This is a genomic window from Pseudomonas sp. SCA2728.1_7, assembly GCF_018138145.1.
Taxonomy (GTDB): Bacteria; Pseudomonadota; Gammaproteobacteria; order Pseudomonadales; family Pseudomonadaceae; genus Aquipseudomonas; species Aquipseudomonas koreensis_A.
In genome coordinates this window covers 5,886,761-5,912,469 of sequence record NZ_CP073104.1, presented here as the reverse complement: position 1 = coordinate 5,912,469, position 25,709 = coordinate 5,886,761, and the positions used below count along the sequence as shown (strand labels likewise).

Below are 25,709 nucleotides of genomic sequence, written 5' to 3'. Positions count from 1 at the left end.
CTGTCCGTCACTTGCGTGCCTCCGCTAGAATTCGCACCTGCCTCAGGAGACGCGAATGCTGCCTTTATTACTCGCTTCAAGCTCGACCTATCGTCGCGAATTGCTCGCCCGCCTGCACCTGCCGTTCGTCTGCTCCTCTCCGGATATCGATGAAAGCCATCGTCCGGGCGAGTCAGCCATCGAGCTGGTCAAACGCCTCGCCGAACAAAAAGCCCGGGCATTGGCTGACAGTTACCCTGCGCACTTGATCATCGGCTCCGACCAGGTTGCCGTGCTCGGCGAGCAGATCATTGGCAAGCCGCACACCTTTGAGAAGGCCCGCGAGCAACTGATGGCCGCCAGCGGCGCCAGCGTGACCTTCCTGACCGGCCTGGCGCTGCTCAACAGCCAGACCGGCGAATGCCAGGTCGACTGCGTGCCGTTTACCGTGCACATGCGTCAGCTCGATCAGGCGCGCGTTGAGCGCTATCTGCGCATCGAGCAGCCGTATGACTGCGCAGGGAGCTTCAAGGCGGAAGGACTGGGCGTCAGCCTGTTTCAGTCCACCGAAGGCCCTGACGCCACCAGCCTGATCGGCCTGCCATTGATTCGGCTGATTGACATGCTGTTGGTGGAAGGCGTGCAGATTCCTTAAAAGCAAAAGATCGCAGCCTGCGGCAGCTCCTACAGGGGAATGTAAAACCCTGGAGGAGCTACCGCAGGCTGCGATCTTTTGACCTTTACAACGAATTAACGCAACGAAGGCCCGTGGAACCCCATCCACATCGCCAACTGCTCAGCCACGCTGGCACCGAGCTTTTTCGAGAAGCGATCAAACGGCGATTCCTGAACGGTGAAATCCACCAGCTCTTTCTCGCCAATCACATCCCGCGCAACCGAACTGGCATTGCCCAGCCCATCGATCAACCCCAGCGGCAGCGCCTGCTCGCCCGACCAGACCAATCCGGAGAACAGCTCTGGATGATCCTTGTCCTTCAGACGATCACCACGACCCTGCTTGACGCTATTGATGAACTGCTTGTGCGTCGTGTCGAGCACGCCCTGCCAGAACGCCGTTTCTTCAGGCTTCTGTGGCTGGAACGGATCGAGGAACGACTTGTGTTCACCCGAAGTGTACGTGCGACGCTCAACGCCAAGCTTCTCCATGGTGCCGACAAAACCGTAACCGGCCGCCGTCACACCGATCGAACCGACCAGACTCGCCTTGTCGGCGTAGATCTGATCCGCCGCACTGGCGATGTAATAAGCACCGGAAGCACCCAGGTCAGAAATCACCGCATACACCTTGATATCCGGGTGCAGGCCACGCAGGCGCTTGATCTCGTCATACACATAACCCGACTGCACCGGACTGCCGCCCGGGCTGTTGATGCGCAGGACGACGCCTTTGACCTTCTTGTCTTCAAACGCGGCGCGCAGACTACCGACAATGTTATCGGCGCTGGCAGGCTCCTTGTCGGCGATCACGCCGGTGACATCGATCAACGCGGTGTAGTTATCGCTACGGGTGGCGCTTTTTTCCATATCCATCAGCGGCGTGAACAAAATCAGCGCCACAAACAGGTAAACAAACGTCAGCAGCTTGAAGAAAATCCCCCAACGTCGTGAACGCCGCTGCTCTTGCACACCGGCCAGCAGGGTTTTTTCCAATAGCTTCCAGCTTTTCTGATCACCGTCGTCGGCACTTGCCTTGGCCGGTGCTTTCCATTCGTCGGTCATGCCATCCACCCCAGCAAAAACGTATTAAGCCTGCTTCTCCAGCCAGGCATGCAATTCGGAAAAACGGTCGATCGACAGGCGCGGTTCGAACTGCTGCAGCGATTCGATCGATTGCGCGCCATAGCTGACCGCCACCGAGTCCATCCCCGCGTTACGCGCCATCAGCAGATCGAAGGACGAATCGCCAACCATCAGCGCCTGCTCCGCGCGCACACCACAATGAGCAAGGATCTGCTCCAGCATCAGAGGGTGCGGCTTGCTGGCAGTTTCATCGGCAGCACGGGTGATATCGAAATATTCTTCCCAGCCATTGGCCTTGAGCACCCGATCCAGCCCGCGACGATTCTTGCCGGTGGCGACAGCCAGGTGATAACCCTGCTCACGAAACGACGCCATCGATTCGACTACGCCTTCGAACAACGGCGAAGGCACAGCTTCGGCAGCGATGTAGTGATCGGCGTAATACTCGCGAAACAAAGTCATTTCGGCATCGCTGATTTCGGGGTACAGCGTACGGATCGCCTCGGGCAGACCCAAGCCGATGATGCCTTTGACGGCAAAGTCATCACGCAACTCGAAACCGGAGCGCCCGGATGCGGAGTGCATCGCCTCGACGATCCGATGGATGGAATCGGCCAGTGTGCCGTCCCAATCGAAAATCAGCAGTTTGTAATCAGATGGGCGCACTCAATCGCTCCACGGTCTTGGCCCACATTTCATCGACCGGCGCCTGCAAGGTCAGCTTGCCGCCATCGGGCAGCGGCACGGTCAGCATGTAGGCGTGCAGAAACAGCCGCTTGCCGCCCAGATCGCGAATTTCCTTGGTGAAATCCTCATCGCCATACTTGCTGTCACCAGCAATGCAATGGCCGGCATGCAAAGTGTGCACGCGAATCTGGTGGGTGCGTCCGGTAACCGGCTTAGCCTCGACCATGGTGGCGAAATCACCGAAGCGGCGCAGCACCTTGAACATGGTCAGGGCTTCTTTGCCTTCTTCGTTGACTTCAACCATGCGCTCGCCGGAACGCAGATTGCTCTTGAGCAACGGCGCACTGACTTTCTTGATCGAGGTCGCCCAGTTGCCGCGCACCAGCGCCATGTAGCGCTTGTCGACGCCATCGCCGCGCAACTGCTCGTGCAAGTGGCGCAACATGCTGCGCTTTTTGGCGATCATCAGCAGGCCGGAGGTGTCACGGTCGAGACGGTGAACCAACTCCAGTTCTTTGGCATCGGGACGCAACTGACGAAAGGCTTCGATCACGCCGAAGTTCAGGCCGCTGCCACCGTGAACCGCAATGCCGGCGGGCTTGTTGATCACGATCAGGGCTTTGTCTTCGAAGACAATCGAGGCTTCCAGGCGCTGCAGCAGGCCTTGAGCGAGTGGCACCGGCTCATCGCGCTCAGGCACGCGAACCGGCGGCACGCGCACGATATCACCGGCCTGCAGCTTGTATTCGGGCTTGATCCGACCTTTGTTCACGCGCACTTCGCCTTTACGCAAAATGCGGTAAATCAAGGTCTTGGGCACGCCTTTGAGCCGGGCGAGGAGGAAATTGTCGATTCGTTGGCCGGCATACTCCGGCGAGACTTCAAGCAATTGAACGCCTGGAGTCGAAGGGGCAGTAGTTGTCATGCCGCGGATGATAACAATTTTTATGGAATTGAAGCACTTAATCATTGCTGCTATAGTCGCGAACGCCGCCAAAAGCGGCCTGGACAGAGGAACCACGGTCAAAAACCGGCCCTGACCAACGCAATTCACCAGGACGCGAGGCCGTCCTACGGGGCTTTCGCTACGTAACGGTGGAGTTTGCAGTTGTAACAAGCGCAGGTGACATGAGGCCTGAATTACACCGTCGAGCAGAGTTTTTACTCGCCTGACAGGCACACATTCAAGGCCAGTTCACAAAGTGCAGTCAGCTGCAGATGACCCCGAGCGAATGCTTCGGAAACAACGCCTGAATTAGCCATGATGCGTGACCTCCCCTTTCGGAGCTCACGGTAAATGCCAACCCGCTGCGGATTCTGCGCGCGGCAGCACCCGAATTATCAGGGATACGTGTAGGGTGGAGATGCACAACCGCTGGACTGTGTAGCAATAGGCTTTATCAAGACGCTTCATCTCGTCCACAGCCGCTGGTTGATTCCTCCTCCTGACTGAGTGCTTAAGTAGCCACAGCAAGCAGGACGCGTACGTCGCTATATCGGCCCAATTGGCCGCATATCGCTGGACACGGGAATGGCCAACCACTCCCGACGCACCTGACACCGACCGTGAGAAGTCGTGTGTGCCGAACGCCGTTTCCGGCAGCCCGGAAACCGACGGTACTACATGAAAAGAATGCTGATTAACGCAACTCAACCCGAAGAGTTGCGTGTTGCACTGGTAGATGGCCAACGCCTCTACGACCTGGACATCGAATCCGGTGCACGCGAGCAGAAGAAGGCCAACATCTATAAAGGCCGCATCACTCGCATCGAACCAAGCCTTGAGGCTGCCTTTGTCGATTTCGGCTCCGAGCGCCACGGCTTCCTGCCCCTCAAAGAAATCTCCCGCGAATACTTCAAGAAAGCCCCTGAAGGCCGCGTCAACATCAAGGACGTCCTGAGCGAAGGCCAGGAAGTCATCGTTCAGGTCGAAAAAGAAGAACGTGGCAACAAGGGCGCAGCCCTGACCACCTTCATCAGCCTGGCCGGTCGTTACCTCGTGCTGATGCCGAACAACCCGCGTGCCGGCGGTATCTCCCGTCGCATCGAAGGCGAAGAGCGCAACGAACTGCGTGAAGCGCTGAACGGCCTGGTTGCACCGGCCGACATGGGTCTGATCGTGCGCACTGCCGGCCTGGGCCGCAGCAGCGAAGAAATGCAGTGGGACCTCGACTACCTGCTGCAACTGTGGACCGCCATCAAAGAAGCCTCGCTGGATCGCTCCGCGCCTTTCCTGATCTACCAGGAAAGCAACGTGATCATCCGCGCCATCCGCGATTACCTGCGCCAGGACATCGGCGAAGTGCTGATCGACAGCGTTGAAGCCCAGGACGAAGCCCTGACCTTCATCCGTCAGGTGATGCCGCAGTACGCCAGCAAGATCAAGCTGTACGAAGACAGCGTGCCGCTGTTCAACCGCTTCCAGATCGAAAGCCAGATCGAGACCGCTTTCCAGCGCGTCGTTGAACTGCCTTCCGGCGGCTCCATCGTCATCGATCCGACCGAAGCCCTGGTGTCCATCGACATCAACTCGGCGCGCGCCACCAAAGGCAGCGACATCGAAGAAACCGCTCTGCAGACCAACCTTGAAGCCGCCGAAGAAATCGCCCGTCAGTTGCGCTTGCGCGACATCGGCGGCCTGATCGTCATCGACTTCATCGACATGACCCCAGCCAAGAACCAGCGCGCCGTGGAAGAGAAAGTCCGCGAATGCCTGGAAGCCGACCGCGCCCGCGTGCAGATCGGCCGCATCTCGCGCTTCGGCCTGCTGGAAATGTCCCGTCAGCGCCTGCGTCCATCGCTGGGCGAAAGCAGCGGCATCGTCTGCCCGCGTTGCAACGGCACCGGCATCATCCGTGACGTTGAATCGCTGTCGCTGGCGATCCTGCGCCTGATTGAAGAAGAAGCCCTGAAAGACCGCACTGCCGAAGTGCGCGCTCAGGTGCCAATCCCGGTCGCCGCGTTCCTGCTCAACGAAAAACGCAACTCGATCACCAAGATCGAACTGCGCACCCGTGCCCGCATCATCATTCTGCCGAACGACCACCTCGAAACCCCGCATTTCGAAGTTCAGCGTCTGCGTGACGACAGCCCGGAAGCCGCGACCAACCAGTCCAGCTACGAAATCGCTGCTGCCGCTGCCGAAGTCGAAGAAGTCCAGCCAGCCGCCGCGACCCGCACCCTGGTTCGCCAGGAAGCCGCGGTCAAGACTGCTCCGGCCCGTGCCAACGCTCCGGTTCCGACCGAAGTCGCCGCGCCTGCCGCTCCAGCACCGGCCCCGGTTGCCGCGCCAGAGCCAAGCCTGTTCAAAGGCCTGGTGAAATCGCTGGTCAGCCTTTTCGCCACCAAAGAAGAGCCAGCCGCTCCGGTTGTGGTTGAAAAACCAGCCAGCGAACGTCCGGCCCGCAACGAAGAACGTCGCAACGGTCGTCAGCAGAGCCGCAACCGTAACGGTCGCCGCGATGAAGAACGCAAGCCACGCGAAGAACGTGCCCCACGTGAAGAACGTGCGCCACGCGAGCCACGCGAAGAGCGCGCGCCACGTGAAGCCCGTGAAGTCCGCGAGCCTCGCGAAACCCGTACCGAAGCGCCAGTTGCCCGCGAAGAACGCGCGCCACGTGCTCCGCGTGAAGAACGTGCTCCACGTGCACCGCGCGAAGACCGCAAGCCACGTGGCGAGCGTGAAGAACGTGTACGTGAACTGCGCGAGCCTCTGGACGCCGCTCCAGTTGCAGCAGCCACCGCAGCCGTTGCCGCTGAAGAGCGTCCGGCCCGTCAGCCACGTGAAGAGCGCGCACCGCGTCCGCCGCGTGAAGAGCGTCAACCGCGTGCCGAGCAGGCCGCTGCTGCCGTCGCTGAAGAAGAAGTGAACATCAACGAAGAGCAACTGCCGGAAGACGGTTCGGAGAACGCCGAAGGCGATCGTCCACGTCGTCGTTCGCGCGGTCAGCGTCGTCGCAGCAACCGTCGTGAGCGTCAGCGTGATGCCAACGGCAACGTGATCGAAGGTTCGGAAGAATCCGAAGCCGGCGAAAACGCTGAAGAGCCAAGCACCGCCGATCTGGCTGCTGGTCTGGCTGTCACCGCCGCTGTTGCCAGCACCGTGATCAGCGCTCCGGCCGAAGCCCAAGCCCACGAGCAAGCCGAACGCGCTACCGCTGCTGTTCAGGAAACTGCTGCTGTGGAAGCGCCAGCTGTTGAAGCGACCACGCCAGTGGAAGTGGTTGCTGCTCCGGAAGTCGAAGTGGCACCGGTTCAGGAAACCCTGCCTCAGGTAGAGCCTGCGCCAGTTGTAGTGGCCGAGCCGGTGGTAGAAAGCGTTGCTGAAACCGCGACCGAAACCGTGCGTGAAGTTCGCGAAGAGCAGACCGCTTTCAACTGGGTTGCCGAGCCGGCTGTTGCTGAAACGCCAGCGCCAGTGGTTGAAGCACCGGTTGTTGAAAAGCCAGTGTTCGAAGCGCCTGCGGTTGAAGCTCCTGCTGTTGAAGAGAGCAAAGTTGCCGAGCCAGTGGTCGTTGCTGAACCAGCACCGGTTGTCGAAGCACCTGTCGTTGCCGAAGCGCCAGCTCCAGTGGTTGAAGCACCGGCTCCGGTCAGCGCCCTGACACCAAGCGGCCGCGCGCCGAACGACCCACGTGAAGTGCGTCGTCGCAAGCGTGAAGAAGAGCGTCTGCAGAAGGAAGCCGAACTGGCTGCCGCTGCTGCTCCGGTTGCTGAAGTGGTCGAGGCAGCGCCTGCCCCGGTCGCTGAAGAAGCGGTTGTCGAAGCGGTGATCGCTGAAGCACCACGCTCCGTTCAGGACGCGGTCGAGCAACACCAAGAGGCCGAGGAAAAAGAGCACGAGCCTAAACCACTCGTGTAATTTCCAAAGCCAATAAAAAGCCCCGCCCGGTGAAAACCTGGCGGGGCTTTTTTATGCCTGCAATTTAAGCCTTAACGCTATCTCCTGTAGGAGTGAGCCTGCTCGCGATAGCGGTGTGTCAGTTGATACAACTTTTGCTGAACCACCGCTATCGCGAGCAGGCTCACTCCTACAGGGGATCTGAGCAAGGCTCAGGATTGGGGAAAAACCAAAGTCTCAGGCACATCGATATCCCACAGAACGCCTGGGTCATCGACAGCAATCTCCACCACCCTACCCTGCTTGAACAACGGCCGAGCCCCGCGATCGCCGCTCAACGCCTGCAACCCCAAACCAAACGAGCGCCCAAATCCCACCGGATGGCCAAACTCGCCCTCCTGCACCGGCACGCTCACCGCATCATCAGCAATCGCCGCGACCACCCGCTCAATACTCGACGGCAAGATAAACGGCATATCCCCCAGCACAATCAACCAGCCATCGGCATCCGGGCAAGCCGCGACGCCAGCGGCAATGCTGTCACCCATCCCGGTCGATTCAATCGACACCACGTCACAGCCATAAGCCTGCGCCATGCGCATCGCCTGTGGCCGCGCCTCAGTCGTCACCAACACACGCTTATCAAGATCGGCCGGCAGATTAACCAATACCTGCTCGATCACCGAACGCACCGCGCCATCACGCCCGGTGCAGTCCGCCAGCAACTTGTCCTTATCGGCACCTGCCACCTGGCGAAAGCGGCTGCCCTCGCCTGCAGCCAGCACAATCACTGCAATGGATCGACTCATGCGTCCTCCAAAGTTTTCTTCTGCTTCAATTCGACCCCGTTCTTGATCGCGACAATTTCCGCCAGCAAGGACAAGGCAATTTCTGCCGGCGAATGACTGCCAATGTGCAGACCGATCGGCCCGTGCAATCGATCGATCGCCTGTACCGACAAGCCTAGCTGAGCGAGATTTTCCCGACGCTTCTGGCTGTTGACCCGCGAACCGAGCGCCCCCACATAGAAGGCTGGCGAATCCAGCGCCGTGAGCAACGCCATGTCATCCAGACGCGGATCGTGAGTCAACGCGACAATCGCTGTGCGCTCATCGGTCTGGATGCTCAACACCGCGTCATCCGGCATGCCCGGGACGAAACGTCCGTGATGCTCTTCCCAGCCGTAAACGAATTCGCTGCGCGGGTCGCAGATCAGCACTTCAAAATCCAGCAGTCGCGCCATGTCCGCGACGTAGCGCGACAACTGGCCGGCGCCGATCAACAGCAGACGCCAGCGCGGACCGTAAATGGCGCGCAGGGTTTTGCCATCGAATTCCAGCGCATCGGATTTACTTGCCGGCGCCAGAAGCACTTCACCGGTGTCGATATTCAACTCGCGAGCGACAATCTCGTGGGCCTCGCAACGGGCCAGCAATTCAGCGACCCAAGCAGGATCGCCAACGCGCTCTTCGGTCAGGCGCAACGTACCGCCACAAGGCAATCCGAAGCGCGCCGCCTCCTCTCGCGTGACGCCATAAGTGATCAACTGCACCGGCGGCCCATCGGTGGCGATGCGGCCGTCGTGCAGCCGGGCAATCAAGTCATCCTCGACGCACCCGCCCGACACCGAACCAATCACCACGCCATCCTCGCGCAACGCCAACATGGCGCCGGGAGCGCGGGGCGCGGTGCCCCAGGTCTGCACCACGCTGAACAGCACCACCCGCTGCCCGGCGCGGCGCCACTCGAGGACACTGCGCAGGACGTTGAGGTCGACGCTGTCCATCAGGCCTCTGCCTTCTGCCAGCCCTGCAACTGATAGCGCACCGGCAGGTTGCGAATACGCTTGCCGGTGGCGGCGAAAATCGCGTTGCACAGCGCCGGGGCGATCGGCGGTACGCCCGGTTCGCCGACGCCGCCCAACGGCACGTCGCCCGGCGGTGTCACCAGATGCACGGCAACTTCCTTCGGCGCCAGCGACATGCGCGCCACTTCGTACATGTGGAAGTTGTCCTGCTGAACCTTACCGTCCTTGAAGCTGATTTCACCCAGCACAGCATTGCCCAGGCCCATCACACAAGCGCCTTCGAACTGCGAGCGAATGCGCTCGGGGTTGATCTGCGGCCCGCAATCCACAGCAATATCAGCCTTGTGCACGATCAGCGTGCCATCGTCTTTGACCTCGACTTCGATCACCGCCGCCACATAGGTGACGAAGCTGTAATGCACCGCCAGGCCAAGACCACGCCCCTTGGGCAGTTTGCGCCCCCAACCGGCAGCCTTGGCCGCAGTTTCCAGCACGGTGCGCATGCGTCCGGTGTCGATCGGGTAACGCTCGGGAGATTCGCCGTAGTTCCACTCCTCGCTCAAGGTACGCGGATCGATCTGCCGATCCGCGCCGAGCAGTTTGATCTGGTATTTGAGCGGATCCTCACCGGCCTTGTGTGCCAGCTCATCGACGAAACTCTGGATCGCGAAACCATGGGGAATGTTCGACACCGAGCGATACCAGCCGACTCGCGTATGCACGGTGGCTTCGGGGTTTTCCAGGCGCACATTGGGAATGGCGTAGGCCATGTTGGTGAAACCCATGCCCAGCTCGAACGCCGCCTCATGATTCATCCCCGGCGCAAACAACGCGGTGATGCTCGGCGCCACGGTGCGATGCAACCAGCCCGACGGCATGCCGTCCTTAGCCACGCCAGCCTTCAAATACTCGGCGGACACGGTGTGGAAATACGAGTTGTGGATGTCATCCTCACGCGTCCACTGTACTCGCACTGCTTTACCCGGAAACTCCTTGGCGAGGATCGCCGCTTCAACGACAAAGTCCGGTTTCGACTTGCGACCGAAACCACCGCCGAGCAGCGTGACATTAAAGGTGACGTTGTCGAACGGCAAACCAAGGCGCTCACCGATGCGCTCGCGCGTCACTTGCGGGGCCTGACTCGGTGCCCAGGCTTCGCAGACGCCATCCTTGTAACGGGCGATGGCGACCATTGGTTCCATCGGCGCCTGGGCCAGATGCGGTAAATAGTAGGAAGCTTCCAGCGTGCTGGCAGCGCCGCTCAATGCCTTGTCGATATCGCCGGTATTGCGTACCACTTTGCCGGGTTTCAGCGAGGCGGCTTCCAGCTCCTTGCGATAGGCGATCGAGTCGTAACTGGCGTTCGGGCCGTCGTCCCACTCGATTTTCAGCGCTTCGCGGCCCTTGATTGCAGCCCAGGTATTGGTGGCAACAACCGCCACGCCACCCAATGGCTGGAATTCAGAAGGCAATGGACGGCCTTCAATCTGGAGCACTTTGAGCACGCCGGGGACTTTCAGCGCGGCGCTGTCGTCCAGCGATTTGACCTTGCCGCCGTACACCGCCGGACGGGCAATGGTGGCGTACAGCATACCGTCGAAATGCACGTCCGCGCCGTATACCGCGCGACCGTTGACGATGTCGTCACCATCGATGGCTTTCGTACCTTCCTTGCCGATGTAGCGAAACTCCGACGGCTGCTTGAGACGCAAGCTGTCCCGTGTCGGTACTGCCAACGCACTGGCTGCGGCGGCTAGCTCGCCATAACCCAGCTCACGGCCGGACGGCTTGTGAATGACTTTGTGCAACTGCGCGTGGCATTCGCCGACCGGCACTTTCCACTGTGCGGCGGCGGCCTGCTCGAGCATCGTCCGTGCCGCCGCGCCGCAACGCCGCATCGGTTCATACCAATGGCGCATGCTGCGCGAACCGTCAGTGTCCTGGTTGCCGAAACGCACTTCATCACCCGGTGCCTGCTGCACTTTGACGTGCGCCCAATCGGCCTCCAGCTCATCAGCGACAACCATGGTCAGACTGGTGCGCACGCCCTGGCCCATCTCCGAGCGGTTGCACACCACGGTGACCGTGCCGTCGGCGGCGATGCTGACGTAGACCTTCGGATCATCGATCCAGCCGTTGGGCATGCCATCGGCGCCGAACTGTTTCGGTTTGTCTTCGGCCAACGCATCCTGCCAGCCCCAACTCGCCGCCAGCACCAGCGCACCGGTGGCGCCGACGCCTTTGAGGAAACCGCGACGACTCAGATTGCTCAGGGCGAAATCATTCGGAAGACGGCTCATGCCTTGGCCTCCTTCAAATGGGTGGAGGCTTGGCGAATCGCAGTCTTGATTCGGTTATACGTGCCGCAGCGGCAAATGTTGCCGACCATGGCTTCTTCGATCTGTTCGTCGCTCGGGTTCGGGTTGGTTTTAAGCAACGCGGTGGCCGACATGATTTGCCCGCCCTGACAGAAACCGCATTGGGCGACAGCCGTGTCCAGCCAGGCTTGCTGAACCACCTGACCCACCGGGTCCGCGTGCAGGTTGTCGATGGTGGTGACGTTCTGGCCAACCACCGAGCCGATCGGCGTGATGCAACTGCGCGCCGGCAAGCCATCGATATGAATGGTGCAGGCGCCACACAGGCCCATGCCGCAGCCGAATTTGGTGCCGTTGTAACCAGCAACATCGCGGATAGCCCAGAGCAGCGGCATGTCTTCCGTGACATCAAGTGAATGGTCTTGGCCATTGAGTTTCAGGGTAATCATGGGCACGCCCGCATATTTTTGGTGGTTATCGGGTCGAGCAATCTGCCGCCGTTGAATCGGCGGTGGTTCACGCAGATCGACTCAGGCTAATCAGGCTCTCTTGTGCCGACGCGAACGTCTGCACCGGGCCTTTGGTGGAGCAAATGACGGTTATCGTTAGCTCGCTAAGTTAACCCAGCATTAACAAAAAAGCCCTGCTGAGACAGGGCTTTTCAGTTGCAAGCTTTTAGCTACAAGCTGCAAGTAAAGGCAGTAGCTGGCTCACCATCAAGATTGTAGCTTGCCGCTCAAAGCTTGAAGCTCGCCGCTGCTTCAATACCGATTGGGCTCCATTTCCAGTTCGACATTGAAACGTTCGGCAATGTCTTTCTGGATGCGTTGCGCCAGATCGAGCAGTTGCAGCCCGGTTGCCGCGCCGTAGTTGACCAGCACCAGCGCCTGCAATTTATGCACGCCGGCATCGGCCTCACGGAAACCTTTCCAGCCAGCGCGCTCGATCAACCAACCCGCGGCCAGTTTCATCTGCCCGTCCGGTTGCGCGTAGGCGACCACATCCGGATGCTGGGCTTTGATCTGCGCGACGATGGCCGCCGACACCAGCGGATTCTTGAAGAAGCTGCCGGCATTGCCGAGCACTGCCGGGTCCGGCAGTTTTTCACTGCGAATGCTGCAGATGGCGCGGCTGACATCGGTCGGCGTCGGCTGCTCGATACCCTGCTCGGTCAGGCGCTGGCGCACCGGACCGTATTCGAGATGCAGATGCGCAACGCGATCCAGTTTGAATCGCACGCGAAGAATCAACCAACGCCCCGGCTGCTGCTTGAACAGACTGTCGCGGTAGGCAAAGTTGCATTCTTCGAGAGTGAAGTCGCGCAACTCGCCGGTCTGACGATCCAACGCGGTGAGCCCGGCAAACACATCCTTGATCTCGACACCGTAAGCGCCAATGTTCTGCATCGGCGCAGCGCCGACAGTGCCGGGAATCAGACTGAGGTTTTCCAGTCCGGAAAAGCCCAGCTCCAGTGTGTGCTGGACAAACGGATGCCACGGCTCGCCGGCTTCAGCCTCGATCACCACCCGGCTGCCGTCATCGCTGATCACACGAATGCCACGGGTGGCCATGCGCAGCACCAGCGCCGCAATGTCTGCGGTGAGCAGCAAGTTGCTGCCGCCGCCGATGACCAGCAATGGCACATCATGAGCAGTGGCATACGCCAGCGCCTCACGGACATCGGCATCGCTGTGGGCTTCGGCGAACAGTTGCGCGCGCACGTCGACGCCAAAACTGTTGAACGGTTTCAGGGAAACCTGCGGTTGCACCTGCAAACTCATAACCGGCCCTTCACTTCGATCAACAATTGGTCACAGGCTGCCTCGATCAGATCCAGCACCTGCTCGAACCCTTGATCGCCGTCGTAATACGGATCCGGCACTTCATCGACCACGCCGGCGTAGCGACGCAGAAACAGGTCCAGCTCAGCCTTGCCGGTGGACGGCTGCAACGCCTTGAGGTTGCGCAGGTTGCTGTTGTCCATCGCCAGAATCAGATCGTAACTGGCGAAGTCCGCGCGGCTGACCTGCTGCGCGCGTTGCGCCGACAGGTCATAGCCGCGCACTTTGGCGGCAGCCTGGCTGCGTTTGTCCGGCGGGTTGCCGACGTGCCAGTCACCGGTGCCAGCCGAAGCCACTTCGACCTGATCCGCCAGCCCCGCTTCGCGCAGTTTGTGCCGCAACACGCCTTCGGCCGTGGGCGAACGGCAAATGTTGCCCAGGCACACAAACAGAACGCGCATCAGGCCCCCAGCAATCGGCGAACGCGCTCGAGGTCTTCGGCAGTGTCGACACCGGTGGGCGGCGCGATCAGTGCATCGGCGACATGAATGCGTACGCCGTGCCACAGGGCACGCAGTTGCTCGAGGGATTCAGTGTTTTCCAGCCAGCACGGGCCCCAACTGACGAAGTCATGAAGGAAACCGGCGCGGTAGGCGTAAATGCCGATGTGGCGACGGTATGGCACGCCTTCGGGCAATTGCTCGCGGCTTTTGGCAAAGGCATCGCGCGCCCACGGCAAAGTGGAGCGGCTGAAGGTCAACGCAAGACCGTTGATGTCACTGACGACCTTGACCACGTTCGGGTTGAACAGGGTTTCAATGTCTTCGATCGGCTCGGCCAACGTAGCCATACGCGCGTCAGTGTGAGCCGCCAGGTTGGCGGCGACCTGATCGATCACGCTTGGCGGAATCAGCGGCTCGTCGCCCTGCACGTTGACCACGATCGCATCGGGTTCCAGGCCAAGTTTCGCTGCGACTTCAGCCAGACGATCGGTGCCGGAATTGTGATCTTCACGGGTCAGCACCACTTCAGCGCCAAACGCTTTGCAGGCCTCGATGATGCGCGCATCGTCAGTGGCGACCACCACACGGTTCGCGCTGCTTTTGCTCGCCTGCTCCCAGACGTGCTGGATCATCGGTTTGCCAGCGATATCCAGCAGCGGCTTGCCTGGCAGGCGGGTCGAGGCGAAACGCGACGGGATGACAACGGTGAAGGCGGTAGTCATTTATCCAGACGCTCCTCGGTGGTCAGGGTGCGGGCTTCGCTTTCGAGCATCACCGGGATGCCGTCGCGGATCGGATACGCCAGACCGGCGCCCTTGCTGATCAGTTCGGTCTTGTCGGCGCTGAGCTTGAGCGGGCCTTTGCAGATCGGGCACGCGAGGATATCGAGCAATTTGGTGTCCATGAACATTCCCTGAGTAAAGAGTTAAGGCAAAAGCCGATCAGGCAACAGGCGCATCAGCTGTGTGTCGAACCAGGCCACGAAGGCCGGCGACGGCACGGCATCGACCGCCAGATACCACCAGTCGGCTGCAGCGAAGGCACGGCACTTCACCGCGTCCTTTTCGGTCATCACCAATGGCAATGACGGTGTAAAATTCAAGGCCTGCACGCTGTATTCGGCGTGGTCGGCAAACGCGTGCGGAACCGCTCGCCAGTCTAGCGCTTCGAGGGTATTGAAGAAACGTTGCGGATTGCCGATCCCGGCGACGGCGTGCACGGCCTGACCGGCAGAAAAATGCTCGAGCGACTTGCGTTCGCCACTGCGCAGATTGACCAGCGCGGTGGGTTGCAGATGGAAAGCAAAACCGTCTTCGCGATCAGTCGTGGCACCGTTGAACAAGACGCCGTCGACGCTTTGCAGGCGCTCAATCGGTTCGCGCAACGGCCCGGCAGGCAAGCAACGTTTATTGCCCAGCCCACGGGCGGCATCGATCAGCACCAGTTCCAGATCCCGCGCCAGACGATAATGCTGCATACCGTCGTCGGAGAGGATCAGATCCAGCGGTTCGCTGGCGAGCAAGGCTTTGACGGCGGCGCTGCGATCGGGGTCGATCATCAGCGGCACACCTGTGCGCTGGACGATCAACAACGGTTCATCACCAGCAATGTGAGCGCTTTGCTCGGCCTCAACGCGCCACGGCAACTGCGGTGGTTTGGCACCGTAACCACGGCTGACCACGCCGACGCGCAAACCGCTGCGCCGGCAATGTTCGATCAGCCAGAGGATCATCGGTGTCTTGCCGGTGCCGCCAACGGTGATATTGCCGACCACGATCAACGGCACGGGCGACTGATAGATTTCGCCTTCACCGTCGAGAAAACGTTGGCGTTTGTTGATCACCACGCGGCGGTACAACAACTCCAGCGGCCGCAGCAGCGTAAGGGCCGGATGCCCCTGATACCAAGCGGCGAGCAAACGATCGGACAGGCTCATCAGGATTTCGGCGCCGCCTCGACCGTGGTCATGCGCAGATGGCTGAAACCGAGCTTGCCGGCCGCATCCATGGCGGTGATCACGGATTGATGCTGAGTCTTGCCGTCGGCACTGATCGACAACGGCATGTTGGTGTCACCGTTGGATTCTTTCTGCATGGCTTCCATCAATGTCGCCAGATCGTTCTTCGGCAGAATCTTGTTGTTCACCGAGAACACGCCTTCAGCGCTGATCGCCACGTCGATCTGCTTGAGCTGCTGATCTTCGGCCGGTGAACCGCTGACCGCTTCCGGCAGGTCGACGCGCAACTGGGTTTCACGGGTAAACGTGGTGGTCACGACGAAAAACAGCAGCAGAATGAACACCACGTCGATCAGCGACGCGAGGTTGATATCGATGGTTTCCCGAGGCTTGCGACGGAATTTCACACCCGGCCCTCGGCCAGATCGACGTCACGGTCGCCCTGCACCACTTCAACCAGTTTGATCGCTTCCTGTTCCATGCCGACCACCAGCTCATCGATGCGGCGTTGCAGGAACCGGTGGAAGAACACCGCCGGAATACCGACCATCAGGCCCGCAGCGGTGGTGATCAGCGCTTTGGAAATACCACCGGCCAATACCGAGGCGTTGGTGGTCATGCCTGAGCCAGTGAAGGCACTGAAAATGTCGATCATGCCTAACACGGTGCCCAGCAGACCGAGCAACGGCGACATGGCGGCAATCGTGCCCAGCGCGTTAACGTAGCGCTCGAGTTCGTGAATGACCCGGGCGGCGGCCTCTTCGATGCACTCTTTCATGATCTCGCGACCATGCTTGGAGTTGGCCAGACCGGCGGCGAGGATTTCCCCCAGCGGCGAATTGGCGCGCAATTCCTTGAGCTTTTCTTTATTGAGCTGCTTGTCCTTGATCCACACCCAGACCTGGCCCAGCAGATGCTCGGGGGTGACGCGACTGGCGCGCAGGGTCCACAGGCGTTCGGCGACGATCGCCATGGCCGCGATGGAGCTCAGAATGATCGGCAACATCATCCAGCCGCCGGATTTGACCAATTCCCACACAGTGACAGTCCCCTCGAAAAAGTGCGCCACTTTACCATACCGATTCACGATTAAGACCCGCCGCCCCGACGACCGTGAGGTGGCATCCATGCTGGCACCGATCAACGGGCGAGCGCAGGCGTATCGCGCCAGAAACGCCGCTGTTGACGCATCGTCCACGGCGGCTTGAAGCGGCCCAATTGCAGATGAATGGCGCCGTGTTCGGCGCTGTCGTAAATGTGCAGGCCTTGTTTGCGATAACGCGCCAGCACGGTCGGGTGGGGATGACCAAATGAATTGCCATGACCTCGCGAAATCAGCACGGACTCAGGCTTCAAGACGTTGAGCAGCGCCATCGACGACGAACTGCGACTGCCATGGTGAGGCGCTTGCAGCCATTGCGTCGGCACGGCCAGCGGACTGTCGAGCAGCGAGCGCTCGGCGTGGGTGTCGATGTCGCCAGTCAGCAGCAGGCGCTCGCCATTGGCCTCGATCTGCAAGACGCACGAACGCTGATTGCTGTCGTGAGCGTCCGTCCACTGCCAAAGTTGAAAACGCACGCCGTCCCACTGCCATTGCTGCCCACTAGCGCAGGCTTCGGCGCCCAATTGAGCGGGCAGTCCCGCCGGGTCGCCGCTGATCACTTGATCGACGGTCAAACCACGAGTGATCGCCAAAGCGCCGCCAGCGTGATCGGCGTCCGCATGGCTGAGCAGCATCAAATCGAGTTTTTCCACATTGAGTTTGCGCAACGCGGGCAGCACCACCCGCTCGCCGAGATCGAAATCGCCAAAACGCGGCCCGGCGTCATACAGCAGCGCGTAATGACGGGTGCGGATCAGAATGGCCAGGCCTTGGCCAACATCGAGCTGCCAGATATCGGCCAGGCCTTCGGCCAATCGCTCGCGGGGTGGCATGGCCAGCAGCAACAACAGTGGCCAGCCCAGTGCACGCATCGGCACGCCGCGCGGCAACAGCAACAACACGGCGCCGAGGCTGCCAATGGCCCAGACCCAAGCGGGTAGCGAGGGTGCGATCCACGCCGGCCAATGCCCGGCAATCATTGCCAGCGCGCGAAACAGTCCGTCGATCAAACCGCCGGCCAGCCACAGCAGGCCGGCGCCGACATAAGGAACAGGCAACAACACCGTCCCCAGTAGCGCCGGCGGTAACACCACAAGACTGACCCAGGGCACCGCGAACAAATTGGCCAGCGGCCCACTAAGACTGATCGGCAGGTTCAGCGCCAGCAACACCGGGCACAAGCCGATCGCGATCAACCATTGCGCCCGCGTCCAGGTCTGCCACCAGCGCCACGCCCCCAAACGACCGCCAAAGGTAAAGATCAGCACGGCCACCGCCGCAAACGAGAGCCAAAAACCTGGACGCAAACTGGCAAGCGGTTCCAGCAACAGCACACCATTGAACGCCAGCAGCAACGGCCACCATGCCCCCAGATGGCGAAAGCGCAGCCGCCACAACAGCACCAGCCCGACCATCACGCAGGCCCGCTGCACCGGCACATCGAACCCGGCAAGCAGGCCATAACCAAACGCTGCCGCGAACGCCAGCCCACAGGCCCATGGCAGCCACGGCCAACGCAATGGCCACAGACCAAATCGCGCCAACCCTGCGACCAGCCAATACATCACCGCCGCGAGCAAACCGATGTGCTGGCCGGAAATCACCAGCAAGTGCACGGTGCCGGTGTCCTGCAGAATCCGCCAATCCTCACGACTGAGTCCCGAACCGTCGCCCAGCACCAGCGCCGCCAGTGCGCCGCTTCGCCCCTGCGCATCCACGCTCAGCAAACGCTGACGAATACTGTCGCGCCAGGCCCACCTTGCTTCGCTCAGGCGTTGGCCGTCCTTGATCGTGCCGGTCGCACCGATGCGTTGCGCGAGCAGCCATGCTTCGTAATCGAAGGCGTCCGGGTTGAGCAAACCACCGGGACGCTTGAGCTTGACCGCCAAGCGCCAGCGCTCGCCACTGTTGACCGGCGGCCCGGCGTACCAGGCGAGGCGCATCAGCGATGGCAGCTTTTCATGACGCGAGCGCGCATCCGCCAGCTCGAAACGCACCACACCCTCGGCGCTCTGCGGCAAGCCGATAACCCGTCCTTCGAGCCAACGGGTTTCGCCATCCAGTTCAGTTGGCAAACGATCATTCAACGCCCATTGCGCACCGACGCTGGCCCACGAGAAGCCAAACAGCAAAAACGCCAACGGATAGCTGCGAAACGGCAGCAGCATCAAAGCCGCCACCGGCAGCAACAGCAGCAACCAGACCGGCGGTAATGCCGGCATAAAAACCGCGGCGAGCAGACCGACTGCAAGCGCCATCATCCCTGTGCGCATAAGCCCGTCCTTGAGAGTCCCGCACTTAGGCATAGCGGGTGTCGGGCACAGGCGTCGTCAACAATTGTCACAAAGTCTGAATGGGCGCTTCGTAGAATCCAGACATACTTGCCGCCTTAACCGACCGAGAAGCCTTATGCCCCGGCGCTTATTCAAACGTTACATGCCCGATCCGACGAGCATCAGGGAACACAAATCCTTACGCTTTCTCGGCAAGTTGCTGCATGACCCGAACCTCTGGCACCTCAATCGCCACTCGGTCGCCCGGGCGATGGCGGTCGGCCTGTTTGCTGCGTTCCTGCCGATTCCGGCGCAGATGCTGGTGGCCGCCGCACTCGCCGTCATGGTGCGGGGGAACATGCCGATTGCCGTCAGCCTGGTGTGGCTGACCAATCCGATCACCATGCCGGCGGTATTCTTCTGCACGTATCAGGCCGGGGCGTTTTTGATGGACGTGCCTGCCCGGCATCTTCCGGACGAGTTGACCTGGGAGTGGATCAGCGGCGAGTTGTCGACGTTGTGGCAGCCGTTCTTGCTCGGCTCGGTGGTGGTGGGGTTGGTGCTCGGCGCCCTCGCCTATTGCCTGGTGATGATGTACTGGCGCTGGTGGGTCGCGCGGCAATGGGCGCGGCGCAAGAAAAGTCGCATGCGCTGAATGCAAAGCGGCCTCCGCAGTGGGAGGCCGTTTTGATTTGTGGCATCTGTATTGCCCCATCGCGAGCAGGCTCACTCCTACATTGGAATGCGTTCCCCTGTAGGAGTGAGCCTGCTCGCGATGGCCACGACTCGGTCTGGAGTCAGGTACGCATCCCGCGCCCACTCACCAGCAACCGTGCACAACCGAGATACAACACCACCGTCGCCACCAGCATAAAGGTGATCGCGATACCGATCTTGATATCCGACACACCGAGAATGCCGTAACGGAAGGCGTTGACCATGTGCAGCACCGGGTTGGCCAGCGACACGGTCTGCCAGAACGGCGGCAGCAAGGTGATCGAGTAAAACACCCCACCCAGGTAAGTCAGCGGCGTCAGCACAAAGGTCGGGATAATCGAAATATCATCGAAGTTGCGCGCAAACACCGCGTTGATGAAGCCCAGCAGCGAGAAGATCGTCGCCGTCAGCACCACCACCAGAATGGTCACACCGAGGTGATGCACCTGCAAATGGGTGAAGAACAGCGACAGAATCGTCACGATCACGCCCACCATCAGTCCACGCAACACGCCGCCAATGGTGAAGCCGATCAGAATCGTGTGCGGCGACACCGGCGACACCATCAGCTCTTCGATGGAGCGCTGGAACTTGCTGCCGAAGAAACTCGAGACCACGTTGCCGTAGGAGTTGGTGATCACCGACATCATGATCAGCCCCGGCACGATGTATTCCATGTAGGTGAAGCCACCCATGTCACCGATCTGCCGACCGATCAGATTGCCGAAGATCACGAAGTACAGAACCATGGTGATCGCCGGCGGCAGCAGCGTTTGCGGCCAGATCCGCGTGAAGCGTTTGACCTCGCGGTAAACGATGGTCTGAAGGGCGACGAGGTTGGGACGGAATTCGGAACTCATACCGCCACCTTCGACAGATTTTTCTCCACCAGGGACACGAACAGCTCCTCGAGGCGATTGGTTTTGTTACGCAGGCTCAGCACTTCGATGTTCTGCTGCGCCAACTGGGTGAACAACGCCGTGATGCCCATGGACTTGTCGACCTGGACTTCCAGGGTATGGCTGTCGATCAACCTGGCCGGGTAACCGAGCAATTGCGGCGCGACGTTCAAATCGTTTTTCAGGTCGAGCAGGAAGGTTTCCACGTGCAACTGGCCCAGCAATTGTTTCATGCTGGTGTTCTCGACGATGGTGCCGTGGTCGATGATGCCGATGTTGCGGCACAACTGCTCAGCCTCTTCCAGATAGTGCGTGGTGAGGATGATGGTGATGCCTTTCTGGTTCAGTTCGGTGAGGAACGTCCACATCGAACGGCGCAGCTCGATATCCACACCTGCGGTCGGTTCATCGAGGATCAGCAGACGTGGTTCGTGTACCAGCGCACGAGCGATCATCAAGCGCCGCTTCATGCCGCCGGACAACGAACGTGACGGCACGTCGCGCTTGTCCCACAGGCCCAACTGGGTCAGATATTGCTCGGCGCGCTCCTTGGCAACTTTCGCCGGAATGCCGTAGTAACCGGCCTGGGTCACGACGATGTCGAAGGTCTTTTCAAACTGGTTGAAGTTGAATTCCTGGGGCACCACGCCGATCGAGCGCTTGAGCTGCGCAGGATTCTTGTCCAGGTCATGACCGAAGATATTCACCGTGCCGCTGGTCTTGTTGACCAGGGTCGAAAGAATGCCGATGGTCGTGGATTTGCCGGCACCGTTGGGGCCGAGCAAGGCGAAAAAGTCACCTTCGGCGACGTCCAGATCGATACCACTCAAGGCCTGGAACCCGTTGCCGTAGGTTTTGGTTAGCTGCCGGATGGACAGAGCGGAACTCATATCTGATTTACGCACCATTGAAGGGAAAAAGGAGACGGCGGCGAAGGATCGAACCGCAGCGCAAGTGCGCAATGGTGCTTGCCGCCGCCGTACAAGTACAGTCAAGTGTGTCGATAGTAGGTATTAAGTCAACGCGGTCATGACGGCTTTCTGGTAGGCCGGACGCTGCTTCAGGCGCTCGTACCAGGCTTGCAGATGCGCTTGCGGCGCGCGTTCGATGGGCATCTCGAACCAGGCATAAATGAAACTGCCGAGCGGGATATCACCCATGCCGATGTCTTTTCCGGAAAGGTAAGGCTGACTGGCCAAGGCACTGTCGGCCATGCTCAGCAGCTCATTGCATTCCTTGATCGCTGCATTGATTGCCGTCCAGTCCTGCTTGTCCGCTGGCGTGCGCAACACGCCCCAGAACACCGTGCGGAAGGGACCGGCAAAACTCGAGGTGGTCCAGTCCATCCACTTGTCAGCGACGGCGCGGGTTTGCGGATTCGCCGAATACCAGTGGCTGTCGGGCGCATGTCTGGCCAGCAGATAGCGGACGATGGCGTTGGATTCCCACAACACGAAACCGTCGTCTTCGATCACCGGCACCCGGCCGTTCGGGTTCATCGCCCGGTACTCGGGCGTGTCGACCACGCCGAATGCGCCACCGGCATCAATCGCCTCGTAAGCCAGACCGAGTTCCTCGGCAGCCCACAACGGCTTCCTGACATTCGATGAGTTTTTCCGTCCCCAGATCTTCAGCATGACCGCCTCTTTTCAAATGCGTGGGCAGGCAGCATACGCCGGATCAGGTACGGCTCAAATCACTCTGCATATCACCCAGCAGTTGCGGCTGCAGATCAGTGAACAGGTGCGGATAGCACTTTTGCAGATGTTCGAAGAAGAATGTTTCCGGGACATCGGCGAATTGACCGTGATCGACCAGATACTCCATCAACTGCGCCCCGTCACGGTTGAACGGATGAAAAACGCTGTCGTTGATGCCGTCGAATTCCAGCGGCGCGACGTTGAACAACTCGCAGAGCTTCTGGTTGAACGCCGGCGTGGCTTTGACCCAGCGTCCATTGAGGAACAGCTCGGTGTAACCGTGCATGGCGAACATGTCGCTCTTCAGCAGTTCAAGCAGGCGCGGGGTCGACAGGTGATTGCGCACATCGGCCAGACCAATGCGCGCCGGGATCGCGCAATGCCGTGCACAACCGGCTAGCAGTGTGGCTTTGGGCACGCAATAACTCTCCCCCGTCGCCAGCGCATAACTGCCGCACAGGGTCTGCGGATCACGACTGAAGGTGTACGGGTTGTAGCGCACCGCCTCACGCACGGCGTAATAAAGACTGATCGCCTGCTCGAGCGGATCGCGGCTGGCACCCCGGTGTTGTTCGGCGAACTCCACCACTGCCGGGTGGTCACTATCGATGAAGCGGCCGGGGCTCAGATATTCGTGCATGACGACAATCTCCTGGGTGAGCCCCGAGTCTAGCGACAGCTTCAGCACAGAGATAACGACGTTTCGGCCAAACTTGGACGCAAAGACGCGGAATCAGCGAACGATTTCCCACGCGCGTTGCCCACCGAACCTACGAAAACCATCCGGGGTTTCCCACGATTTCAATCACCTTGGTCTGACCACCCGGTTTTACAGATGCCGTCTAAGCTCTGGAGGGTCGATTTGCCTTGGTTCACGGAGGACTGAATATGCTGTTGTTGTGGATACTGGTTTTGATCGTTGGTGTGGCGTATCTCGCCCACCGACGTATTTCCCCTCTGCCGGCCTTGGGCATTGTTGCCGTCTACCTGCTGGCGATGGGTATTTTCAGTCATGCACCGGGCTGGCTGCTGCTGGTGTTCTGGGTAGTGCTGGCGGTGGTCGCCGCACCGTTGCTGCTGCCTGACCTGCGCCGCAAGCATTTCACGGCGCCGCTGTTCAACTGGTTCCAGAAAACCCTGCCGCCGATGTCGCAGACCGAACGCGACGCGATCGACGCCGGTACCGTCTGGTGGGATGGCGAGCTGTTCAGCGGCCGTCCGGACTGGGACAAACTGCTGGCCTATCCCAAGGCGCAATTGAGCGAAGAAGAACAGGCGTTCATCGACGGCCCGACCGAAGAACTTTGCGCGATGGTCACTGACTGGCAGATCGGCCAGTCGATGGACCTGCCGGCCGAAGCTTGGACGCACATCAAGGAACATGGCTTTTTTGCCCTGATCATTCCGAAAGAATTTGGCGGCAAAGGCTTCTCGGCTTACGCCCACTCGCAAGTGGCGATGAAACTCGCTACCCGTAGCGGTGACCTCGCCTCCACCGTCATGGTGCCGAACTCCCTCGGCCCGGCCGAACTGCTGCTGCACTACGGCACCGACGAACAACGCAATCACTACCTGCCACGTCTGGCCCGTGGCGATGACATCCCGTGCTTCGCCCTCACCGGACCGCTCGCGGGTTCCGATGCCGGTGCGATGCCCGACACCGGGATCATCTGCAAAGGTCAGTGGGAAGGCCAGGAAGTCGTCGGCCTGCGCCTGAACTGGGAAAAACGCTACATCACCCTCGGCCCCGTTGCGACCCTGCTCGGCCTGGCTTTCAAGGCCTATGACCCGGAACATCTGCTGGGCGACAAGGAAGACCTCGGCATCAGCCTGGCGCTGATCCCGACCGATACCGCCGGCGTGGAAATCGGTCGTCGTCACCTGCCACTGGGCGCGGCATTCATGAACGGTCCGAACTCCGGCAAGGATGTGTTCATTCCGCTGGACTTCCTTATCGGCGGTCAGGAAATGCTCGGCAAGGGCTGGATGATGCTGATGAACTGCCTGTCGGTCGGCCGTTCGATTTCGTTGCCGGCAGTCGGCACTGGCGCAGCCAAATTCACCAGTCTGGTCACCGGGCAATACGCGCAGATTCGCGAGCAGTTCAATGTGCCGCTGTCGGCCTTCGAAGGTATTCAGGAAGCCATGGCGCGCATCGGCGGCAACGCATGGATGATGGATGCCGCGCGGATGCTCACTGCCAACGCGGTGGACCTGGGCGAAAAACCTTCGGTGCTGTCGGCGATCCTCAAGTACCACCTCACCGAACGCGGCCGCGAGTGCATCAGCCACGCCATGGACGTGCACGGCGGCAAGGCGATCATCATGGGGCCGAACAACTACCTGGGGCGCAGCTGGAACGGTGCGCCGATCTTCATCACCGTGGAAGGCGCGAATATCCTCTCGCGCAACTTGATGATCTTCGGTCAGGGCGCGATTCGCTGCCATCCGTTTGTACTGAAGGAAATGGCACTGGCCGGTCGCGAAGACAAGGATCAGGCGCTGAAAGAGTTCGATGGCCTGCTGCTCAAACACATCGGTTTCGCTGTGAGCAACGCTGCCAGCACGCTTGTGCTGAACCTGGGTTTTGGCCACTTCGAACATGCGCCGGGCGACAAGATCAGTCAGGGTTACTTCCGCGCACTCAACCGTCAGGCGGCAGCGTTCGCCATGCTCGCCGACTTCAGCATGATGTTGCTGGGTGGCGAACTGAAGCGTCGCGAACGTCTGTCGGCACGTTTGGGTGACGTGTTGAGCAACCTGTATCTGGCCTCAGCCGCGCTCAAGCGCTATCACGATCTGGATTCGCCGGCGTACATGGAACCGCTGTTCCGTTGGGCGATGGAAGAAAGCCTCGGCCAATCGGAACGGGCGCTGGATGAATTGCTGCGCAACTTCCCGAACAAAGTGTTTGGCTGTCTGTTGCGCGCCATCGTCTTCCCGTTTGGTCGTCGTCACAAAGGCCCGTCGGACAAACTCGGTGCCGAAGTGGCTGGCGTAATCGGTCGTGCCAAAGGCGATCCGGCACTGGAAGAGCTGCTTGCCGGTTGCTATCGCCCGCAGTCTGCAGACGATGCGGTCGGGGCATTGCAACATGCCAGCGATTTGCTGAACGCCGCGCAGCCGTTGCACAAAAAACTGCACACGTCGCTAAAAAACGGTCAGGTCAAACCGGCCGCAGGCGAACACGCCATCGATGCAGCGCTGGAGGCCGGTGTGCTGCAACCGGTGGAAGCGCAGAGCCTGCGTGATGCCGAAGCGGCGCGACGCAAGGTGATCGACGTCGATGATTTCGACAAAGAGGAGTTGAAACTGGCAGAGGGCAAAGTCCGCTGATCCTGACAACCATGTCCAAGAGGGCGCAGGAGCTTTATACTCCCGCGCC

Annotated in this window: 23 protein-coding genes; 4 read left to right on the top strand and 19 right to left on the bottom strand. The window is 60.4% G+C overall.

The features are described 5' to 3' along the window. Nucleotides 1-55: 55 nt before the first annotated feature. A complete protein-coding gene (locus KBP52_RS26465) occupies nt 56-634 on the top strand; it encodes a nucleoside triphosphate pyrophosphatase (protein WP_123594425.1) in 579 nt (192 codons plus the stop codon). A gap of 95 nt (nt 635-729) precedes the next feature. On the opposite strand, the gene sppA is transcribed toward KBP52_RS26465, so the two are convergent. Genes sppA through rluC form a run of 3 tightly spaced genes read right to left on the bottom strand, consistent with a single transcriptional unit; the run spans nt 730 to nt 3,352 of the window. Further along, nucleotides 730-1,719 carry a signal peptide peptidase SppA gene (sppA, locus tag KBP52_RS26460; protein WP_123594438.1) on the bottom strand — a complete coding sequence of 330 codons (990 nt, stop codon included), beginning with the start codon at nt 1,717-1,719 and terminating at the stop codon, nt 730-732. A gap of 24 nt (nt 1,720-1,743) precedes the next feature. After that, the gene (locus tag KBP52_RS26455) at nt 1,744-2,406 is read right to left on the bottom strand and encodes an HAD-IA family hydrolase (RefSeq protein WP_077574078.1); all 663 of its coding nucleotides are present in this window, start codon (nt 2,404-2,406) and stop codon (nt 1,744-1,746) included. After that, a complete protein-coding gene (gene rluC / locus KBP52_RS26450; RefSeq protein ID WP_038364486.1) occupies nt 2,393-3,352 on the bottom strand; it encodes a 23S rRNA pseudouridine(955/2504/2580) synthase RluC in 960 nt (319 codons plus the stop codon). The genes KBP52_RS26455 and rluC overlap by 14 nt, the downstream gene beginning before the upstream one ends. Nucleotides 3,353-4,051: 699 nt before the next feature. On the opposite strand from rluC, the gene rne reads away from it, so the two are divergent. Beyond that, nucleotides 4,052-7,288, top strand: coding sequence for a ribonuclease E (gene rne, locus KBP52_RS26445; protein WP_212621304.1), 3,237 nt, complete (start codon nt 4,052-4,054; stop codon nt 7,286-7,288). A 191-nt stretch (nt 7,289-7,479) separates the two neighbouring features. Here the strand turns inward: rne and KBP52_RS26440 are convergent, their stop codons facing one another. From KBP52_RS26440 to KBP52_RS26385, 12 genes are all read right to left on the bottom strand, one after another. Then, entirely contained in the window at nt 7,480-8,076 is a 597-nt protein-coding gene (locus KBP52_RS26440; protein ID WP_212621303.1) for a nucleotidyltransferase family protein, read from the bottom strand. Continuing rightward, on the bottom strand, nt 8,073-9,053 hold the full coding sequence (locus tag KBP52_RS26435) for an XdhC family protein (protein WP_116030441.1): 981 nt from the start codon (nt 9,051-9,053) through the stop codon (nt 8,073-8,075). The genes KBP52_RS26440 and KBP52_RS26435 overlap by 4 nt, the downstream gene beginning before the upstream one ends. After that, nucleotides 9,053-11,374 carry a xanthine dehydrogenase family protein molybdopterin-binding subunit gene (locus KBP52_RS26430; RefSeq protein ID WP_212621302.1) on the bottom strand — a complete coding sequence of 774 codons (2,322 nt, stop codon included), beginning with the start codon at nt 11,372-11,374 and terminating at the stop codon, nt 9,053-9,055. The genes KBP52_RS26435 and KBP52_RS26430 overlap by 1 nt, the downstream gene beginning before the upstream one ends. Beyond that, a complete protein-coding gene (locus KBP52_RS26425) occupies nt 11,371-11,841 on the bottom strand; it encodes a (2Fe-2S)-binding protein (RefSeq protein WP_077574083.1) in 471 nt (156 codons plus the stop codon). Before KBP52_RS26425 ends, KBP52_RS26430 begins: the two co-directional genes overlap by 4 nt. Before the next feature lie 312 nt (nt 11,842-12,153). Then, complete coding sequence (murB, locus tag KBP52_RS26420) at nt 12,154-13,173, bottom strand: UDP-N-acetylmuramate dehydrogenase (RefSeq protein ID WP_212621301.1); 1,020 nt, start codon at nt 13,171-13,173, stop codon at nt 12,154-12,156. Then, on the bottom strand, nt 13,170-13,634 hold the full coding sequence (locus KBP52_RS26415; protein WP_016986041.1) for a low molecular weight protein-tyrosine-phosphatase: 465 nt from the start codon (nt 13,632-13,634) through the stop codon (nt 13,170-13,172). The genes murB and KBP52_RS26415 overlap by 4 nt, the downstream gene beginning before the upstream one ends. Beyond that, nucleotides 13,634-14,398: a 3-deoxy-manno-octulosonate cytidylyltransferase gene (kdsB, locus tag KBP52_RS26410; RefSeq protein WP_212621300.1), complete on the bottom strand. Its 765-nt coding sequence runs from the start codon at nt 14,396-14,398 to the stop codon at nt 13,634-13,636. The genes KBP52_RS26415 and kdsB overlap by 1 nt, the downstream gene beginning before the upstream one ends. Then, nucleotides 14,395-14,580: a Trm112 family protein gene (locus KBP52_RS26405; RefSeq protein ID WP_011060103.1), complete on the bottom strand. Its 186-nt coding sequence runs from the start codon at nt 14,578-14,580 to the stop codon at nt 14,395-14,397. The genes kdsB and KBP52_RS26405 overlap by 4 nt, the downstream gene beginning before the upstream one ends. Nucleotides 14,581-14,601: 21 nt before the next feature. Continuing rightward, the gene (gene lpxK, locus KBP52_RS26400) at nt 14,602-15,612 is read right to left on the bottom strand and encodes a tetraacyldisaccharide 4'-kinase (protein ID WP_212621299.1); all 1,011 of its coding nucleotides are present in this window, start codon (nt 15,610-15,612) and stop codon (nt 14,602-14,604) included. Beyond that, nucleotides 15,612-16,040, bottom strand: coding sequence for a biopolymer transporter ExbD (locus KBP52_RS26395; protein ID WP_007908223.1), 429 nt, complete (start codon nt 16,038-16,040; stop codon nt 15,612-15,614). The genes lpxK and KBP52_RS26395 overlap by 1 nt, the downstream gene beginning before the upstream one ends. After that, a complete protein-coding gene (locus tag KBP52_RS26390; RefSeq protein WP_038364506.1) occupies nt 16,037-16,672 on the bottom strand; it encodes a MotA/TolQ/ExbB proton channel family protein in 636 nt (211 codons plus the stop codon). The genes KBP52_RS26395 and KBP52_RS26390 overlap by 4 nt, the downstream gene beginning before the upstream one ends. Before the next feature lie 101 nt (nt 16,673-16,773). Next, nucleotides 16,774-19,008 (bottom strand): DNA internalization-related competence protein ComEC/Rec2, encoded by a 2,235-nt coding sequence (locus KBP52_RS26385; RefSeq protein WP_212621298.1) that lies wholly within the window; start codon nt 19,006-19,008, stop codon nt 16,774-16,776. Between the two features lie 136 nt (nt 19,009-19,144). On the opposite strand from KBP52_RS26385, the gene KBP52_RS26380 reads away from it, so the two are divergent. Further along, a complete protein-coding gene (locus tag KBP52_RS26380) occupies nt 19,145-19,663 on the top strand; it encodes a DUF2062 domain-containing protein (protein WP_007908202.1) in 519 nt (172 codons plus the stop codon). Between the two features lie 142 nt (nt 19,664-19,805). On the opposite strand, the gene KBP52_RS26375 is transcribed toward KBP52_RS26380, so the two are convergent. The 4 genes from KBP52_RS26375 to KBP52_RS26360 all read right to left on the bottom strand — a co-directional run bounded on the left by KBP52_RS26375 (nt 19,806) and on the right by KBP52_RS26360 (nt 22,964). Beyond that, a complete protein-coding gene (locus KBP52_RS26375) occupies nt 19,806-20,585 on the bottom strand; it encodes an ABC transporter permease (protein ID WP_008087860.1) in 780 nt (259 codons plus the stop codon). Beyond that, on the bottom strand, nt 20,582-21,514 hold the full coding sequence (locus tag KBP52_RS26370; RefSeq protein ID WP_137218856.1) for an ABC transporter ATP-binding protein: 933 nt from the start codon (nt 21,512-21,514) through the stop codon (nt 20,582-20,584). Before KBP52_RS26370 ends, KBP52_RS26375 begins: the two co-directional genes overlap by 4 nt. A 123-nt stretch (nt 21,515-21,637) precedes the next feature. Beyond that, a complete protein-coding gene (locus KBP52_RS26365) occupies nt 21,638-22,261 on the bottom strand; it encodes a glutathione S-transferase (RefSeq protein ID WP_077574090.1) in 624 nt (207 codons plus the stop codon). A 43-nt stretch (nt 22,262-22,304) separates the two neighbouring features. Beyond that, complete coding sequence (locus tag KBP52_RS26360; RefSeq protein WP_212621297.1) at nt 22,305-22,964, bottom strand: transglutaminase family protein; 660 nt, start codon at nt 22,962-22,964, stop codon at nt 22,305-22,307. A gap of 248 nt (nt 22,965-23,212) precedes the next feature. Here KBP52_RS26360 and KBP52_RS26355 point away from each other — a divergent pair, with 248 nt between their 5' ends. Next, the gene (locus tag KBP52_RS26355; protein WP_212621296.1) at nt 23,213-25,660 is read left to right on the top strand and encodes an acyl-CoA dehydrogenase; all 2,448 of its coding nucleotides are present in this window, start codon (nt 23,213-23,215) and stop codon (nt 25,658-25,660) included. Nucleotides 25,661-25,709 lie beyond the last annotated feature (49 nt).